The sequence below is a fragment of the Flagellimonas ochracea genome (assembly GCF_009903685.1).
Lineage (GTDB): Bacteria > Bacteroidota > Bacteroidia > Flavobacteriales > Flavobacteriaceae > Flagellimonas > Flagellimonas ochracea.
In genome coordinates this window covers 159,132-175,967 of sequence record NZ_JAAABI010000002.1, presented here as the reverse complement: position 1 = coordinate 175,967, position 16,836 = coordinate 159,132, and the positions used below count along the sequence as shown (strand labels likewise).

At 41.5% G+C, this 16,836-nt stretch carries 17 protein-coding genes; 9 read left to right on the top strand and 8 right to left on the bottom strand.

The features are described 5' to 3' along the window. From GTQ34_RS06305 to GTQ34_RS06275, 7 genes are all read right to left on the bottom strand, one after another. On the bottom strand, positions 1 to 933 hold the full coding sequence (locus tag GTQ34_RS06305) for an SMP-30/gluconolactonase/LRE family protein (RefSeq protein ID WP_166522936.1): 933 nt from the start codon (positions 931 to 933) through the stop codon (positions 1 to 3). A gap of 70 nt (positions 934 to 1,003) precedes the next feature. Then, on the bottom strand, positions 1,004 to 1,468 hold the full coding sequence (locus GTQ34_RS06300) for a DUF4440 domain-containing protein (RefSeq protein ID WP_166522935.1): 465 nt from the start codon (positions 1,466 to 1,468) through the stop codon (positions 1,004 to 1,006). A gap of 96 nt (positions 1,469 to 1,564) precedes the next feature. Further along, positions 1,565 to 2,269 carry a LytR/AlgR family response regulator transcription factor gene (locus GTQ34_RS06295; RefSeq protein ID WP_166522934.1) on the bottom strand — a complete coding sequence of 235 codons (705 nt, stop codon included), beginning with the start codon at positions 2,267 to 2,269 and terminating at the stop codon, positions 1,565 to 1,567. 136 nt (positions 2,270 to 2,405) lie between these two features. After that, positions 2,406 to 3,494: a TFIIB-type zinc ribbon-containing protein gene (locus GTQ34_RS06290; RefSeq protein WP_166522933.1), complete on the bottom strand. Its 1,089-nt coding sequence runs from the start codon at positions 3,492 to 3,494 to the stop codon at positions 2,406 to 2,408. Between the two features lie 3 nt (positions 3,495 to 3,497). Beyond that, the gene (locus GTQ34_RS06285; protein WP_166522932.1) at positions 3,498 to 4,631 is read right to left on the bottom strand and encodes an SPFH domain-containing protein; all 1,134 of its coding nucleotides are present in this window, start codon (positions 4,629 to 4,631) and stop codon (positions 3,498 to 3,500) included. Positions 4,632 to 4,734: 103 nt separating this feature from the next. Continuing rightward, a complete protein-coding gene (locus GTQ34_RS06280) occupies positions 4,735 to 5,304 on the bottom strand; it encodes a DUF427 domain-containing protein (protein ID WP_166522931.1) in 570 nt (189 codons plus the stop codon). 10 nt (positions 5,305 to 5,314) lie between these two features. Continuing rightward, positions 5,315 to 5,692, bottom strand: a complete 378-nt coding sequence (locus GTQ34_RS06275; RefSeq protein ID WP_166522930.1) for a DoxX family protein — start codon at positions 5,690 to 5,692, stop codon at positions 5,315 to 5,317. Positions 5,693 to 5,747: 55 nt separating this feature from the next. On the opposite strand from GTQ34_RS06275, the gene GTQ34_RS06270 reads away from it, so the two are divergent. The 3 genes from GTQ34_RS06270 to GTQ34_RS06260 all read left to right on the top strand — a co-directional run bounded on the left by GTQ34_RS06270 (position 5,748) and on the right by GTQ34_RS06260 (position 6,695). Then, a complete protein-coding gene (locus GTQ34_RS06270) occupies positions 5,748 to 6,089 on the top strand; it encodes a DoxX family protein (RefSeq protein WP_208103854.1) in 342 nt (113 codons plus the stop codon). Between the two features lie 110 nt (positions 6,090 to 6,199). After that, the gene (locus tag GTQ34_RS06265) at positions 6,200 to 6,349 is read left to right on the top strand and encodes a hypothetical protein (protein ID WP_166522929.1); all 150 of its coding nucleotides are present in this window, start codon (positions 6,200 to 6,202) and stop codon (positions 6,347 to 6,349) included. Beyond that, entirely contained in the window at positions 6,339 to 6,695 is a 357-nt protein-coding gene (locus GTQ34_RS06260; RefSeq protein ID WP_166522928.1) for a DUF2237 family protein, read from the top strand. Before GTQ34_RS06265 ends, GTQ34_RS06260 begins: the two co-directional genes overlap by 11 nt. 27 nt (positions 6,696 to 6,722) lie before the next feature. Here the strand turns inward: GTQ34_RS06260 and GTQ34_RS06255 are convergent, their stop codons facing one another. After that, positions 6,723 to 7,727 (bottom strand): Ig-like domain-containing protein, encoded by a 1,005-nt coding sequence (locus GTQ34_RS06255; RefSeq protein WP_208103853.1) that lies wholly within the window; start codon positions 7,725 to 7,727, stop codon positions 6,723 to 6,725. Between the two features lie 217 nt (positions 7,728 to 7,944). Between GTQ34_RS06255 and GTQ34_RS06250 the strand changes: the two genes are divergently transcribed. The 6 genes from GTQ34_RS06250 to GTQ34_RS16720 all read left to right on the top strand — a co-directional run bounded on the left by GTQ34_RS06250 (position 7,945) and on the right by GTQ34_RS16720 (position 16,676). Beyond that, positions 7,945 to 11,043, top strand: coding sequence for a WD40/YVTN/BNR-like repeat-containing protein (locus GTQ34_RS06250; protein WP_166523639.1), 3,099 nt, complete (start codon positions 7,945 to 7,947; stop codon positions 11,041 to 11,043). Between the two features lie 86 nt (positions 11,044 to 11,129). Continuing rightward, complete coding sequence (locus tag GTQ34_RS06245) at positions 11,130 to 11,678, top strand: CopD family protein (RefSeq protein WP_166523638.1); 549 nt, start codon at positions 11,130 to 11,132, stop codon at positions 11,676 to 11,678. Positions 11,679 to 11,790: 112 nt separating this feature from the next. Then, the gene (locus GTQ34_RS06240; protein WP_166523637.1) at positions 11,791 to 13,215 is read left to right on the top strand and encodes a sensor histidine kinase; all 1,425 of its coding nucleotides are present in this window, start codon (positions 11,791 to 11,793) and stop codon (positions 13,213 to 13,215) included. A 33-nt stretch (positions 13,216 to 13,248) separates the two neighbouring features. After that, positions 13,249 to 14,031, top strand: coding sequence for an enoyl-CoA hydratase/isomerase family protein (locus GTQ34_RS06235; protein ID WP_166522927.1), 783 nt, complete (start codon positions 13,249 to 13,251; stop codon positions 14,029 to 14,031). A 30-nt stretch (positions 14,032 to 14,061) separates the two neighbouring features. Beyond that, entirely contained in the window at positions 14,062 to 15,615 is a 1,554-nt protein-coding gene (locus GTQ34_RS06230) for a hypothetical protein (protein WP_166522926.1), read from the top strand. Positions 15,616 to 15,947: 332 nt separating this feature from the next. Continuing rightward, complete coding sequence (locus tag GTQ34_RS16720) at positions 15,948 to 16,676, top strand: hypothetical protein (RefSeq protein ID WP_208103852.1); 729 nt, start codon at positions 15,948 to 15,950, stop codon at positions 16,674 to 16,676. Positions 16,677 to 16,836 lie beyond the last annotated feature (160 nt).

Here is a 16,836-nt window from a genome sequence, read left to right as displayed (position 1 = left end):
TTATAATCTCAATTGAACCAATTGGTATGTTTTGAGTTCATCAAGCGCGATGATTTGGTTTGAATCTTGATCAAGATTGCCCAATTGGGAATCCGATACAAAATACATGGAGTCTTCATAAAGAGCAAATGTGGTGGGAATATCGGTTGGATTTTCAAACGCCCACATTTTTTTGGCACCAACGATTTCCGATTCATGCTGATTCAACCTAAACTGAAAAACTCCGTTTTGGGAGGGATTTCTTCGACCATTGACAATGGCATATAAATGATCTTGGTGATATTTTAGGCCATCAATTCCCTTATGTTCGTTTGGCGTGTTCAACAATTTTTTGGAAGCAATCTCCAGCACACGAATTCCCGTGGTGTAGGTCGCTAGATAGAGCAGTTTGCCATTCGGTGAAATAGCAATACCGTTGGAATGCTTTATTTCGTCATGAGCAAAGAAAACCTCAAGTTCATTCGTGTTCTTATTGATGGTATATAAATCGCTGCTTTCAGAATCTGTGATATAAATTTCTTCATTTTCGCCCACGGTCAAATCATTCAGGTAGATGAATTGATTGTTTTCAATGGTATATTTGGAAATGGGTTGGTGGGATTCAGTATTCAACAAGAGCAATATGGATTTATTCCCATTTTTGGGCAGCACATTGCCCAATGCATACAAGGTCTCCCCAACCATGGTCATGCCAAATCCAGAGAGGTAACCGTGCTCGTTTGGTCCAATAAAATCTTCAGGATTGCTTCCATCCAAATTACAGCGGACAATTTTACCATACTTAAGGCTATTCAGATATACTTTTCCTGCTTTGGCGTCAATGGCAATGCCTTCGGGAATCAAATCTTTTTCAAATGCAAGTGACAGCAACCTGGTTTGTTGTGAATGAGAAACGCACACTGCCAAAAAGAAAAGCCCAACAAATATTTTCATAAGCGGACGTTTGTTGAAAGGTAATAAAATACAGCACTGGGTATACCAACTTTTACGGGAATTTTAAGAGTTATTCCACAGCCTTAACCCCTGACACATGGGAGGCAATGGCTTTCCATATTCCCTGCCTTTTTATCAGCACATTGCTGGATTGATATATGGTGTGGACGGTATCGTTGTATATATGGCCTGCTCCGCAAATCATTGCGGTACTATTGGGCAAAACATCCAACCGTTTTATTTCGTAGAAAAATGAGTCGTACGAAGAGGCATGTTTTTTTATCCATTCCAGTTCCATGGTTTTGTTGGACCAATTCCCTTGGGCGTCGACCATCTGAAAATCATCGCCCAAAATAGCATTCAACAAAATTGTATCCTGCTCCCGGTAGGCTTTAGGCCAATTGACTTCCTTTAGATATGTAAGTATCTGGTAATCCGCTTCCGAAATGATGCTTTGCGAGGCCTGCATATTTTCTTTGGTTTCACATGCCAGGAAAAAGATAAGTAGCACTGTAGCAAGAACGCCTTTTTTCATAATATCCGTTTTGAATTACACCAAAATTATTGAGATAAACCAAGCACTAGTAAAATATGGGTGTAAGCTGCGGGAAAACAATGGTGAGTTGTGATATTAAGTAAAAGGGAACTCTTTTAAATAAGTTCTACTGAATCGTATCCTGTTTCCGTTACATAGGTCAATAAACCCATCACCATTCCTGTTCTTGGTGATACGCTCGACGCAATTCGTATTTGCCAAATAGAAACGATGCACCCTTTTGAATGTTTTGGGACAGAGCTGTTTTGTCAATGACTTTAAGCTTTGGTACTTGACGAATTTCCCCTTTTTTGTATGAAGAACAACACAGTTGTTGGCAGTTTCGATGTAAACGATCTCTTCCGGTTCCAGCAAAAATATGGCTCCTTTCTTGGATACTGATATTCGAACATGTTCCGAAGTTTTGTTATCCACAATAGGAAAAAGAGGGGACTTTCCATTCTTCTTCAGGAAATGAAATGCCAGAATAATGTAGCAAAGGATATTTACGGCAATATTGTTGGTAAGCCCAGCATGTAACAAATCAAAACTGGGTGAGGGACATTGGTATATGGCAGCCATAAAGAAAATCACAAAAAGATGCCCCATAACAATGTTCAAAATTGAAGCGGAAAGGCCCAATCCACCTTGGATAGCAATGCCTTTTGGATGGTCCACCAACGACCACTTGAATGCCCAAACCTTTATGCGTGGTGCGGATATGCTCCAAAAGATAAAACTGGTCATGGCCAATATAGAAAGCTCAGAAAAGCACTTTGCGGCTGCACTTACTTGGAACATCCGACCAATCCCCATATTCAAGAGAACAAAAAATATAACTATGGAAAAAGTTTTGGACACATTCCAAAATAATAAGAAAAAGTCTCGATCGCTACATTTTTAACTTTCCGCAAACAGCACCAGCGGGGTATACGGTCTAATTAGCGAACAAAACAATGACCCCAACTATGGCCAGCACCATAAGAACAACAAAGAATATCTTCCAAAAACTATAGGGACGGGTTCCGGAAATTTGCCCATTTTCCCCGTTGATAAAAAAATTGTATTCTTTCCCCTTGTACCTATAGGCGCTCACATACACCGGCAACAAAATATGCTTAAAGGTCTCTTCGGATAATCTCATGTCCATGCTTGTCACTCGTTGGGTATCGCCACCGATATCCCGTCTACACCATCGTTCAGCAATATCTCTTGCAATCTCTTGGGAGTGCAGATGGCCCTCTTTTAAAGGAATGGTATACTTTTCGGTGACAAAACCGGATAGAAAACCATTTTCAAAAGGCTTCAATTTTTTTAAGTTCCAGTGTGAAATTTTATTGGGAATTCGCCCCGAACGTTGTTTGGATGCTTTGATCAAGGTATCATCAAGATGACCTGAAACATTGCCTGAAGCTGGGTACCAACGTGTTTTACGGACCTGTTGGGAAACCATTTTTCCGTTGGCATTGCGAACCCTTCGGGTTTCATAATAATATTCACCCCGTTTTCCGATGTAGGAAGCATGTAGTTGTGCATCAAAAGTCCAATAGGGCAAGTACAAGCCTTTGGTGAATTGTGGGTCCAGCGCGGCCTTCTTCAAATTGTTGGGGGCAAACCAAAGCGATTTGACCCATTTCTGAAATATTCGAAAAGATTGTTTTTGGTCAATTTGAAAAGGGAGCACAGCCCCAGGCAAAATCCATTCTTCTTTATAGGCATCTTCTATTACCAAGGGCATGCTACAATATACACAATGCAGCGATTTGTAATTCTCTTCTACGTGCTGATTGGCTCCACAATTTTTGCAATGCAGCATGGAAATTTCTTCGCTGTGCTTTTGGGCGCCCATTTGCTGCAGGTAGGGGTGAAGCTCTAATTCCTCAAACCCGTTTTCATCAATTTTGATGGACTCTTGGTGGCCACAGTACTCACAGCTGATGCTGGTAGTGCCAGGCTTGTATTTGAGCTCTGCACCACAATTGACACAAGACTTTTTAAGCGCTGTTTTTTTAATTGCTGGCTCCAATGATTAGGAATTTGGCAATGGCGGAGGGGTATTGCCGCCCAAGAATGATTTTAACTCTTCAACATCTTTTAGAGCTGTCCAATTGGCCATGCCTTGTTTCCAGACCAAACTATCCCGGTTTATGGTTCGATTGGCGAATAGGGATTGCAACTGCTCAAAAGAGACCGGCCCTTGTTGAGCACCGTTCACGGCATAAAAATATTGAACCACTGTCGGCATTGATGGAGGGACAGGAGCTCCAGCTTGCTGCATTTGTGGATTTCCACCCATTTGTGGACTCATCATTCCACCCATTTGTTGGGCCAAAACAAATCCCATGCCCATGCCCATTCCGGCACCTGCTGTCCCACCTTCGTTTTTAGCGGCAGCCTCAATTGCTTTGGCAGTTTTGAACTTGGTCAACTTGTCCAAATCCAGTTTGTCAATGCGGCTGTATTCAAAGATTTCCTTTTTAAGATCTTCGGGCATTGAAACATTTTCGATATAGAACTTTTCCAGGGAAATTCCTACTGATTCAAATTCCGGGGCCATGACATCTCTACAGGTTTCCGATAGCTCAGAGGTATTTGCGGCATAAAGCTCTATGGGGAGATTGGCTTCACCAACAGTGTCCGTAAACCTTGTGGCTATGAGACTTTTCAGGTGTTCATTAATTTCAAAATTGGTGAAATTACTGTCCGTGCCTACAATGTCGATAATGAACCTTCCAGCATCCGAAATTTTAAAGGCATAGGTTCCAAACGCTCGAATCTCGACCAATCCAAAACGGTCATCACTTAAAGTGATGGGGTTTTTGGTCCCCCATTTTTCATCGGTAAAGAGATGTGTGTTTACAAAATAGACTTCGGCCTTAAAAGGAGAGTTGAATCCATACTTCCAACCTTTTAGTGTCGCCAAAATAGGAAGATTTTTTGTGGTAAGGTCATAGGTACCGGGAGCAAAAACATCGGCCAATTGGCCTTCGTTTATGAACACGGCAGTCTGTCCTTCACGGACAATTAATTTAGCGCCATTCTTAATTTCATTTTGATAACGTTCAAACCGATAGGCAATCGTATCATCCGTATAGTCGAGCCATTCAACAATGTCGATAAACTCATTACTGAGTTTTTCCTTGATTTTTCCGAAAATATCCATGGGTATAGTGTTTTAGCATTAATTTTTTAAAGCTAATAAAAAAGAAGAATTCTTTCCTTGGTTGAGTGTAAAATCGAACGATGATGTAACAACCTGTAAAAGATTACCAATGTCCCGTACCAGGTTTACCTTTGAAAGGTCCTGACAAATCACTGGTGATCCATCCTGCATAGAACTCGCCGGTTTGGGGAACAATGCGTTCGCCATCGAGATAGCATTCCAAGTGTTGCGGATAAAAAGCAAAATAATCCTTAAGGATTATATATTCCTGAAAAGGTTTGGGATAGGACCATGCAATTGGGGCCATTGGATCGTTTTTTAAGGCCCAATAGACTGCATTCCCTTTCCATTCACAAAGGGATTCCCTTTTTGGAATTTTGACCAAGAGTTTATAATTGATGTCCTCTGGGGGAACATAATATGTTGAAGGACTAGCGGTTTCAAGAATTGCCAAAGCATTATGTGAAGCTGCCACAAGTTCTGCCCCATGCTTGATTTTAAGTTTTTTCAAGGATTTTTCGATAGCCGGGGGTCTAGGAAAATCCCAAACGGAGCGTTGGCCAGCTTTTGGTATTTCAGCAAAAGGTGGGCGAGCTTGTCCAAAGTATTCCCACTTTTCCCGGGCTTTCAAAATCCAATGCGGCACTTCGTTGTCAAATATGTTTTGCCCCATTATCTTAGAATTACAGCCATCCTTGATTAAATGCAATTAGTACTATTGAAAGGACAAGAAATGAGAATGCTGGAATTGAACTACGCAAGTGATCATTGATTTTCACATGCATTGAAACGGCACCAGCCATTAATATTGCCATCAGGGATGCCGCCGGAACAGTCAATGACGGAATCCAAATAGAAATTAGCAAGGCCAGAGCACTCAACACTTTTAACCCGCCTACGATATACAACATGGTTTCGGATAATCCATATTTTTTGAATTCGTCCTTCATATCGGAGGCGTCACCACCTCGCCATGAAGTACTTTTATTGAAACGAACAAACCATACGTTGATGATACTGATAAAGATGAAAATCTTAATTACAATGCTTATATTTTCCATGTTTTAAATTTTACGATTTTATACTGTACTATTGTTATGAATCTTACTTTCCTATATGGCGATTTACCTTAAAACGGCAATTATTTTTTCGGCCTTGTCTTTCTTATTCTTTGGTTATGCCTGTTTAACTTCACCATTTATGGTGTTGGAGTTCAAAAGATATGGGCTTGCTCGGTTCAGGGAACTTAATGGTTACCTCCAAATGGCCGGTGGTCTTTCCTTACTGTTGGGACTCTATTATCAACCCCTTTTAATCATTGGTAGCTCCGGTTTAAGTGTTTTGATGTTTTTCGGTCTTTTGGTTCGTTTTCGATTAAAAGACGGATTCCTTAAGTCCTTGCCAGCATTCTTTTACATGCTGCTTAATGTATTCATTTTATGGGCATGTCAAAAATAGAATGTTTAATTATTTATCTATAAAGTTAAACAAAATTTTGATATCTTAGTGCTGATTAGTATTAATTATGGATTTGTGGCTTCTCATTCAGCCCTTAAATTATCCCTACTATGAAAAAGAAAACATTTTATACGATAGACCGTCCATTAGCTGATATGCATATTGATGGCGTCCGCTTTGACCCAAACATCAAACAAGCTCTAATTAATAGCAGGAACAACAAAGCTGGGGATGATCAAAATCTATATCATGCCAACTAATGTTTTGGGAATGCCCCTGCAATCTTGTTGTTTTGAACCCAAAACCGGGTACTACAGGGATGGCTTTTGTAAAACGGGTACCGAAGACTTAGGAACCCACGTTGTCTGTGCTATAATGACGGATGATTTTCTGCAGTTTTCGAAGGGTAGGGGCAATGATCTACTTACACCAATACCATACTATCAATTTCCTGGACTAAAGGCAGGAGACAAATGGTGCTTATGTATTTCCAGGTGGAAAGAAGCTTATTTGGAAGGAGTTGCTCCACCAGTGATTTTGGAGTCTACGCATGAAAAAGCACTGGACTATGTTTCATTCGAATCTTTGCTCGAGCACAAAGCCTAACAAATCAAAGTGTGGGGTATTCTGTCTTTAATTAGGATTTACCCTGTAAGTTATTTTCCGGTTTGTAATGATGTTGGAAACCACATTTAGGGTTACATCTGCCTCATCACATAACACGCTATTGTCAACAAATTCCATACTACATAAAGAAGGTGAAGATGAACCGGAGCCATCCATGCGTTCGCCAATGACAACATCGGATGATAAACTGCTGTCCAACGGAGAGTTTGGGGGGGCTAGCGGAAATACAGTTGTAGTTCCGTTGGCAGTATAGGTTACATCTCCTGTGGTTTCACTGTAGGCCACCGTATATGGATTGTTGCCACTCAAAAAATTCCCTAAATTTTGGGTAAAGGTTTCTGTAAGCCCGGTAGTAGAATTGATTACATCGATTTCAACACCCATTTCGTTGGGTCGAAAATGATAGATCCTGAAGTTGCCTGCCGTAACAATATCGGCCTGGCTTTCTTGATCTTGATATTCAAAGGACACTGCGAAACTCGTAAAATTAAAAATCCCTGAGGAATTGGGCACAACAATATCGAAACCGGTGGAACCGCCAGCTCCCGAAGGAAAATGGATTCCACATCCTGTCTGTGCCGCATTAGGGTTCACTGACGTGGCGTCCGGCCCTATTGTGGCATCGGTAATCGTTGAGGTGTCAAAGTCAAAACGGGATACAACCTCACTAGGGCTGCCATCATCGCAGACTCGGTAGGTAAAACTATCGTTGCCCACAAAGCCTGGATTGGGGGTATAATCAAAACTACCATCACTGTTTAATGCCAAGGTTCCCGAAGAAACGTCAACAACAGGAGTGGTTTGCACACTCATGGTGCCATTTCCGTTCGCATCGGAATCGTTGGCAAGCACACCATTCGCTGCCGCAATGGTAAGGGTACTGTTTATTCCGGCGGAATAGGTATCGTTAACCGCTACGGGAGTCGCTTTTTGGGCATAAACTTCGCCACAGGTCATTGGACCCATCCAAAGAACAACTAGTAAAATTGAAAAAAGGCGGAGTTTCGACATTTTCATTTTTTCCAAAACTAGTCCATAGCACCAAGTATTTAAAAAATATGTTGTGACTTTAAGAAAAATCAAGGTCATCTATTCTTATAGTATGGGAATCCATCTATTTTAGAAGATTATGTTGTAGCCGCGTCATCGTTTTTCGCTACTTTTAGGATTGACTAATTCAACATCATTTAAAATGAAAACTAACGCTACGATTGCCATTTGTTTGGCGATGGCGCTCTTTTTGAGCATTCCCGAAATCCAATCCCAACGAAGAAAAAATTCCAACAACCAACCAGTCTATCCTGAGGCTTTATATTCTAGTTTGGAATATAGACTGGTGGGCCCTTTTCGTGGCGGACGCTCTGCTGCAGTAACTGGGGTTCCTGGGAAGCCCAATCTTTTTTATTTTGGGGCAACCGGTGGTGGTGTTTGGAAAACCACCGATGGTGGACGCACCTGGGAAAACATTTCTGATGGTTATTTTGGAGGGAGTATAGGTGCAGTGGAAGTGGCCAAAAGTGACCCAAATGTAATTTATGTTGGTGGTGGTGAAAAAACGGTTCGGGGAAATGTATCATCCGGCTATGGGATTTGGAAAACTGTTGATGCAGGAAAGACATGGAAATCAATGGGCTTGGAAAAAACCCGTCATATCCCCCGTCTCAAAGTACATCCAACCAATCACGACATAGTATATGCGGCTGTTATGGGAAATATCTATAAACCCACAGAAGAAAGAGGCATATATAAAAGCATTGATGGCGGAAAGTCTTGGAAAAAAGTATTGTTTGTGAACAATCAAGCCGGGGCAGTAGACTTGATTCTCGACCCCAACAATCCACGAATACTATATGCCGCTACATGGAGGGTACAAAGAACGCCCTATAGTTTGAGCAGCGGTGGTGATGGTTCTGCACTTTGGAAGAGTACCGATAGTGGCGAGACTTGGACCGAGATTTCAAAAAATGAAGGCTTTCCAAAAGATACTTTAGGAATTATCGGGGTCACCGTGTCCCCGAAGAACAGTGATAGGGTATGGGCGATTGTTGAAAACAAAGAAAAAGGAGGATTATATCGTTCTGAAGATGGCGGAAAAAAATGGACCCAGATCAATGAAGAGCGTAAGCTTCGACAACGCGCCTGGTACTATACTCGCGTTTATGCCGATACCGAAGATGAGGATGTGGTATATGTACTCAATGTGCGCTACCATAAGTCTACTGATGGCGGAAAGACGTTCAATACCTTTAACGCACCTCATGGGGATCATCACGATTTGTGGATTGCTCCTGAAAATTCCAAACGCATGATAATCGGAGATGACGGTGGGGCACAGGTGAGCTATGATGGAGGTGAAACTTGGAGTACGTATTACAATCAACCTACAGCACAGTTTTATCGGGTGACAACAGATAATGCCTTTCCATATCGTATTTATGTAGCACAACAGGATAATTCAACCATTAGGATAAATCACCGAAGTGATGACAATTCCATTGGTGAAGACGATTGGGAGCCCACAGCAGGTGGAGAATCAGCCCATATTGCTGTAGATCCAACCAACAATGACCTTGTTTACGGAGGCAGTTACGGTGGTTTTTTGACCCGGGTGAATCATGAAAACAATACTGTCAGGGGAATCAATGTTTGGCCCGATAACCCTATGGGTTATGGAGCCGAGGGAATGAAATATCGTTTTCAGTGGAACTTCCCGATTATCTTCAGCAAACATGACCCGAAAAAGTTGTACACTTTTTCCAATCATGTGCACATGTCTACCAATGAAGGTCAGAGCTGGACCTTATTAAGTGATGACCTCACCAGAAATGATCCTGCCAAATTGGTTTCCAGCGGAGGACCCATTACCCAAGATAACACAGGTGTGGAATATTACTGTACCATTTTTGCCGCCAATGAAAGCCCCCTTAAAGAAGGACTGCTCTGGGTGGGAAGTGACGATGGATTGATACATGTCACCAAAGATGGTGGGAACGCTTGGGAGAACATTACTCCGACCAATCTCCCGGAATGGAGTATGATCAACAGTATTGAACCTTCAGCTTTTGATGAAGGGACTTGTTATGTGGCCGCAACGCGATATAAACTGGGGGATTTTCAACCTTATCTGTACAAAACCAAGGACTACGGAAAAACTTGGACCGAAATCACAAATGGGATAGATTCCGAACATTTTACAAGAGTATTGCGCGAAGACCCCAAGAGAAAAGGATTGTTGTATGCAGGAACCGAAACAGGAATGTATATTTCCTTCAATGATGGGGAAAGCTGGGAGAGGTTTCAACAGAACCTGCCAATTGTCCCTATTACCGATTTAACCATTAAGGATAACAATCTGATTGTTGCCACCCAAGGACGAAGTGTTTGGATCATTGATGATCTTACCGTTTTACATCAATTGGATAACTCAAAGAAATCTGCAAGTGCTGTTTTATATCAACCCAAGGATAGCTATCGAACCAAAGGGGCAGTAGCAAAAGAACCTTCTAAGACCGAAGGACAAAATCATCCCAACGGCGTAATAACCCATTTCTATCTAAAAGATTTTTCTGAAAAAGACAGCATCGCACTTACCTACACCAAAATGAATGGAGATACCTTGTCCACCTTCAGCACCTATGCCGATGAAAAGGACAAAAAGCTAGAAATAAAAAAGGGTGGAAACACCCATGTCTGGGATACCCGGGGCAAGGGAGCGGAAAAATTGAAAGGTATGATTTTTTGGTGGGCCAATTTGAAAGGCGCCAAAGCGGTTCCGGGAACATACAAAGTTCACTTGAATGTGAATGGAGAGAGCCAGTCGCACCAGTTCAAGATTTTACCCGATCCACGTGCCGAAGTTTCAGTAGCTGATATGCAAAAGCAATATGATTTTATTGCAGATATCAACCAAACGGTGGACAGGGCGCATCAATCCATAAAAAAGATCAGGAAAATCAACAGCCAATTGGATGCTTTTATGAAACAGTACAAGGATAATGAAAGCACCAAAGAACTGGTGGAAAAGGCCAAGAAAATGAAAGAGGATTTTGGTGAGATTGAAAAGGCATTGTACCAAACCAAGAACCGTAGCAATCAAGACCCTTTGAATTTTCCGATTAGGTTAACCAACAAATTGGGGCATTTAAACAGTTTGGTTTCCATTGACGATTTTCCACCAACGGATCAAGATATTGGGGTCAAAAATGAGCTCTCCACCAAGATCAAATCCCAGTTAAGTGCTTTCGATGCTTTGGTAGACGAGGAAATCAAGGTATTCAATTCGGAGTTCAACAAATTGCAGTTAAACTATCTTTTTGTGGAGGATTAAAGCAAGAAGGGTAAAAGTTCAAGGGTGAAAGGCTTAGGTTTCGTATCTACTTTTTACCTTTGATCCTTGAACATTCTCCCATCAATATGGAACTCTACGGCTACATCAAATCCCTACACCTCATTTTTGTGGTCACTTGGTTTGCAGGTTTGTTCTACATCCCAAGATTGTTCATTTACCATATTGAAGCGTGGCAAAAACCATCCCCGGACAAGGAGATTTTGACAACACAATTAAAATTGATGACCAAAAGGTTGTGGTATATCATCACGTGGCCTTCGGCCATTCTATGTACCCTATTCGCAATTTGGCTGATGGTATTAATGCCTGCCTGGCTTTATCAAGCTTGGATGCAGGTAAAACTAGCTTTTATTGTGTTGCTGTTTATCTACCATTTCAAATGCCATCAAATGTTCAAACAATTACAACGGGATGAGGTAAAATACTCCTCCCATTTTATGCGCATTTGGAACGAGGTGGCAACCCTGGTGCTCTTTGCCGTCATATTCTTGGTGGTTTTGAAAAATGCATTCAATTGGATTTATGGCGTTGTTGGAATTTTTGTTCTGGCCATTCTTTTGATGTTGGGGATAAGGCTGTACAAACGAATTAGGGACAAGAATCCTAATGCCTAGAAGTCTCACCCACTTATACTTGTCTTGTTTGGCTCAATAATTGATTAAATTTACTTCAAATCAGCAAAGCTTGTTCAGGAAACTTTCGTTACGGTCCCGCATCTTTTTCTCAATGATTCTTTTGGTGGTCATCGCCTCTGTATTGATTGCCGGGGTCACTATTTACCAATATAGGGAGCAGAGCCAAGACTATCACGAGAACCGATTGGAACGGAAAGAAGAGCAAATTTTGCAGAGCATTTCCTATGTGTTCAGGGAAACCACCTACCCCATCAGCGAAGATAATTTGAAGTACATTTTCATGGACGAGATTTACAAGATCGCGGATGTCCAAAATGTGAACTTCAACATTTACGATTTAGAAGGGGGCTTGGTGAAAAGCTCGCGCCCAAGTTTTGAGGCGGATTCCATTTCCAATTGTCTCGATGCGGAAATCTTGAATAACCTTTTGGCTAGTCCGGATAAGCGATTTATTGAGGAAAAATCTGCAGCTGGGGATAATTACAAATCATCATATACCTATATAAACGATAACAAGTTCAAGCCCATTGGCATTATGAACCTTCCTTATTTTGAGGACAATTCCTTCAACAATATGGAGCTTCGGGAATTCTTGTTCCGGTTGGGTGGGGTGTATTTGTTGATGTTGCTCTCTGCCATTATTTTGGCCTATTTCATTTCAAAATATATTACCCGTTCCTTGCAGACGATTTCTGATAAGATGCAGCATACCAATTTTACGGGAAGCAATGAAAAAATCTATATAGAAAGCCCTGGAGAGGAAATTGGAAAACTGGTGGACTCCTATAACCGAATGATAGATGAACTTGAGGAAAGTGCCGTAAAACTGGCTCGAAGTGAGCGCGAACAAGCTTGGCGGGAAATGGCAAGGCAAGTGGCCCATGAGATTAAAAATCCATTGACCCCGCTTAGATTGACCGTTCAGAGTTTTGAAAGAAAGTTCGACCCCACCGACCCCAATGCCCAAACCAAGATCAAGGAATTTTCCAAAACCTTAATTCAGCAAATAGATACCATGAGCAATATTGCAGGAGCATTTTCCAGTTTTGCAAAAATGCCGGCGCAACAAAATGAAACCTTGAACGTGGTGAAAATTGTAAAATTGGCATTGGAAATATTCAATGAAGATTACATTCATTTCATTTCTGATGAAGAAGAGATCATAGCTAAATTGGACCGGACCCAATTGATCAGGGTCATTACCAATCTTGTAAAAAATGCCATACAAGCTGTGCCCGATGTAGAATCACCACGTATTCTGGTTACCGTGGCCAGCGAGGGAGATACGGTTAAAATATCGGTGGCAGACAATGGCATCGGCATCTCGGATGACTTAAAGCATAAGGTTTTCGAACCAAAATTTACCACCAAATCCAGCGGAATGGGGCTTGGGCTTGGCATGGTAAAAAATATTGTGGAAAACTATAATGGCACTATTAGCTTTACCTCCCAAATTGGAAAGGGAACTGTGTTTACCATCAAATTTCCTAAAGAAAAAAGTAATATAGATGTGTGATAGGGGGAACGGCCCCACATAAACTTGACATATATGAACTACGAAAACATTTACATTGAAGAAGACGATCAAATAGGCATTATTACCATTAATCGCCCCAAAAAACTTAATGCGCTTAATAGAAGAACCATTGAAGAACTCCATGTGGCCTTTAAGGAATTGGAAGATGACAAAGAAATCAAGGTGATCATTTTAACAGGAAGCGGCGAGAAGGCTTTTGTGGCTGGGGCAGACATCTCTGAATTTGCCGATTTTTCGGTGAAGGAAGCACAAAAATTGGCAGCCGAAGGTCAAGAAAAACTATTTAACATGGTGGAAAACCTATCCACCCCGGTTATAGCGGCCGTCAATGGATTTGCCTTGGGTGGCGGACTGGAATTGGCCATGGCATGTCATTTTCGGGTGGCCAGCACCAATGCCAAAATGGGATTGCCCGAAGTATCCTTGGGCGTAATTCCTGGCTATGGCGGTACACAAAGACTTCCGCAACTCATAGGAAAAGGTCGTGCCATGGAATTAATTATGACGGCAGGCATGATTGATGGTGGAAAAGCAGTGGAATATGGTTTGGTTAACCATGTGGTGTCTCCTGAGGAATTACTTCCCCTATGCATTAAAATAGCCAGCAGGATATCGAATAATTCCGTTGTGGCGATAAAATATGCAATAAAAGCGGTAAATGCTGGTTTTATGTATGATGCCGACGGCTATGCCGCGGAGATTGAAGCTTTTGGCACCTGTTTTGGCACGGATGACTTTAAAGAAGGAACATCGGCCTTTTTGGAGAAACGAAAAGCAGACTTTCCCGGATCATAGTGGTTGGTTAAATAATCCAACTAAGCTATGATGAAAAAACCACTTGTCTTTTTGTGTTTTTTGATGGCGCTATGGGCTACAGTCGATGCCCAAAAAACGCCAGTTTCCTACGATTTTGGTGAAAAGTATGGCGACCGATACCGATATTCCAATCTACTTACCATGGAAGATGATGGCGCAGGAGGGTATATTTTGGTCAGGGCCTATTTTCAAGGGTTGATCTTAAAGCCCAAAGGATACTTGATAGAACGGTACAACAATAAGTTGGAACTTATTGAAGAATACAATTATAAGTTGAAAGGCCTCAATTTTGTGGATGGGTTCTTTAAAAACGGACAGCTGCACCTTCTGTTTTTAGACTATAACTATGATCGCGGCCAATATGAATATTGGGTGCACAGTAGTCCAATAATTGCTTTCAACTTCAAGTCCAAAAAACTACTTTCCATAGCATCCGAACAGGTCCAAAATCCTGTAGGGAAAAACTATTACAACCGAAACTTCACACGTGGATTTTCAACAACCGTATTGTTCAACAATGAAAAAACGGGATTTGTCATAAGCACGCACCACAAACGTGGCAAAACAAACAAGCATCTTATCCATGTTTATGACACGGCCTTGAACAAAAAATTTGAGCACGATTTTTCCGATGAAATTGAAGAGAAGAACTACGCCTTTGAAAATGTAAGTTTTTCGTCCGACCTACAAACGGCCTACGTGGTGGGAAAAGCCTATTTCAAGAAAAAGCGATTTCGGGTCGATGAGCGCAAGTTCCAGTACGAATTGGTTAAAATAACAGAAGGGTCCAGTAATACCCAGTCTTTCGTTGATTCTGGAAAGTACCCCGAAGCGCTGTATCCCATCTGGCTACAAAACAGACTGGTCTGTGTAGGTTTTTATGCGGACAGAAAGGACAATCGCTATAATGGAATTGCCTTTTTTGATGTTAATCCCAACTCCCTCGAGATCAACAAACGAATGTACAATCCATTTTCGGAGCAATTCATGGAGGACAAATTCGGAAGAGAGGAAGACAAGGTCATCAAAAATCTGGTGTTTAAAGGCGTTGAGGTTACGGCCAACAATGAAATATTCTTCAATGCCGAAGAATATTTCGTGACCTCAGGACTCGAGGTTACCGGGGCTGGACAACGCGTGCGGATAGAACGCTATCACCATAACGACATTGTTAGCGTAAAACTGAGCCCCAGCGGGGAAATGAAGTGGGCAAGGAACATCAACAAAACAGAGGTCACCCAAGGCGATGGAGCCTACGCTTCCTACAGTTCCTATGCCAAAGATGGTAAAACCTATTTTTTCATCTGCACAGCTGCGGACAATCCACAGTTGATCAACAATGAACGCCTGATCTTCAAACAAGGCTTGAGCCGAAATCGCAATGTCTTTTTAATCTCTTTGGACGAACAAGGCAAAATGGACTATGAAAAAATAATCGATAGCCAGGAGGCCCGTCTTCCCCTTATGGTTTCCAAACCGCTAAAGAACGATGCCGACGAGAACATGCTCTTCTATGCAAAACGCGGAGGTAAAAAACAGTTGGTCAAGGTCAATTTCAATTGATTGCTCTTTGCTAATTTAAAAACTAAAGATTAAACGTTTCGAAAAGTTTTCGATTCAAATATCTTTTGTAGTCCCTGACAATTCCGGATTCAATATGTCCTCACTTTTGTTTTGCCGCCCACGATAGACCTCTAAACAGCCCAAAATTCTTGTTGGCATCTTCAAGCCTCCAGTTTGCTATAGGAATAATCCTACTTCGATAATTTGTCCATCAATCACAAACCCCCATCCATCAATCCATAGTTGGGCTGTATCAACTATAACATAAAATACCAAACCAACACCCCTACTTTTGGGCCATAACCTTATTAAAAATTTAAAACAAAAGAATTATGAAAACAATCAAGTTATTTAATATGGCCTTGTTGTGTTTGGCCATAACCCTAGTTTCCTGTTCCGATGGAGAAGACGGAGCAGATGGTGCTACAGGACCTGCAGGTGTAGCCGGTGCTGATGGCGCTGATGGTGCTGATGGTGCTGATGGTGCCGACGGTTTGGCCTGTTGGGATCTTAACGGTAATGGCATTGGAGATCCTGAAGAAGATTTGAACGATGACGGCAATTTTGACGCTCTAGATTGCCAGGGAGCGGATGGTGCCGATGGTGCTGATGGCGCTGATGGTGCAAATGGTACAGACGGTGTTGATGGCAATGCCAACGTACAAGAGTTTGCTTTTAACCTAGATGTATTTTTTAATTACAGCTTACTTACCCTTGACTTGAACAACATCGTAAATGAACCTCAGAATTATGCTTATTTATTTTATATAGATCACAATAATGGTCTTAGATATTCCATGCCAGGTCATCTTAATAATAATGCTGTTTATGCAAGAGTCTTTACCGACTTAAGTATAGGAGAGCTTACAATACGATTTCACAATGTAAGTGATGATTCGAATGCCGTTATTCCAGGTGGTGAATATACCCAAGTTATTGTAGTTGCAATAGAACTTTCAAACGGGGCTAAGAGTAGTGAAAATATAATGACAGAATTAAAGGCCGCTGGAGTTGACACTTCAGACTACAATGAAGTGGCAGCATACTTTGGTTTAAATTAATAAGTCCTGTTCCCAATGTTTAAACAAATATTTATGTAAGACAAGCCGGGCACTGCCCGGCTTTTTCATTTCTTTACATTTTGCATAGTTTCTGTCATTTCGACATGAGGAACAACGTGACGATTGAGAAACCTCTTCTTCTGTTATAGATTTCTATACA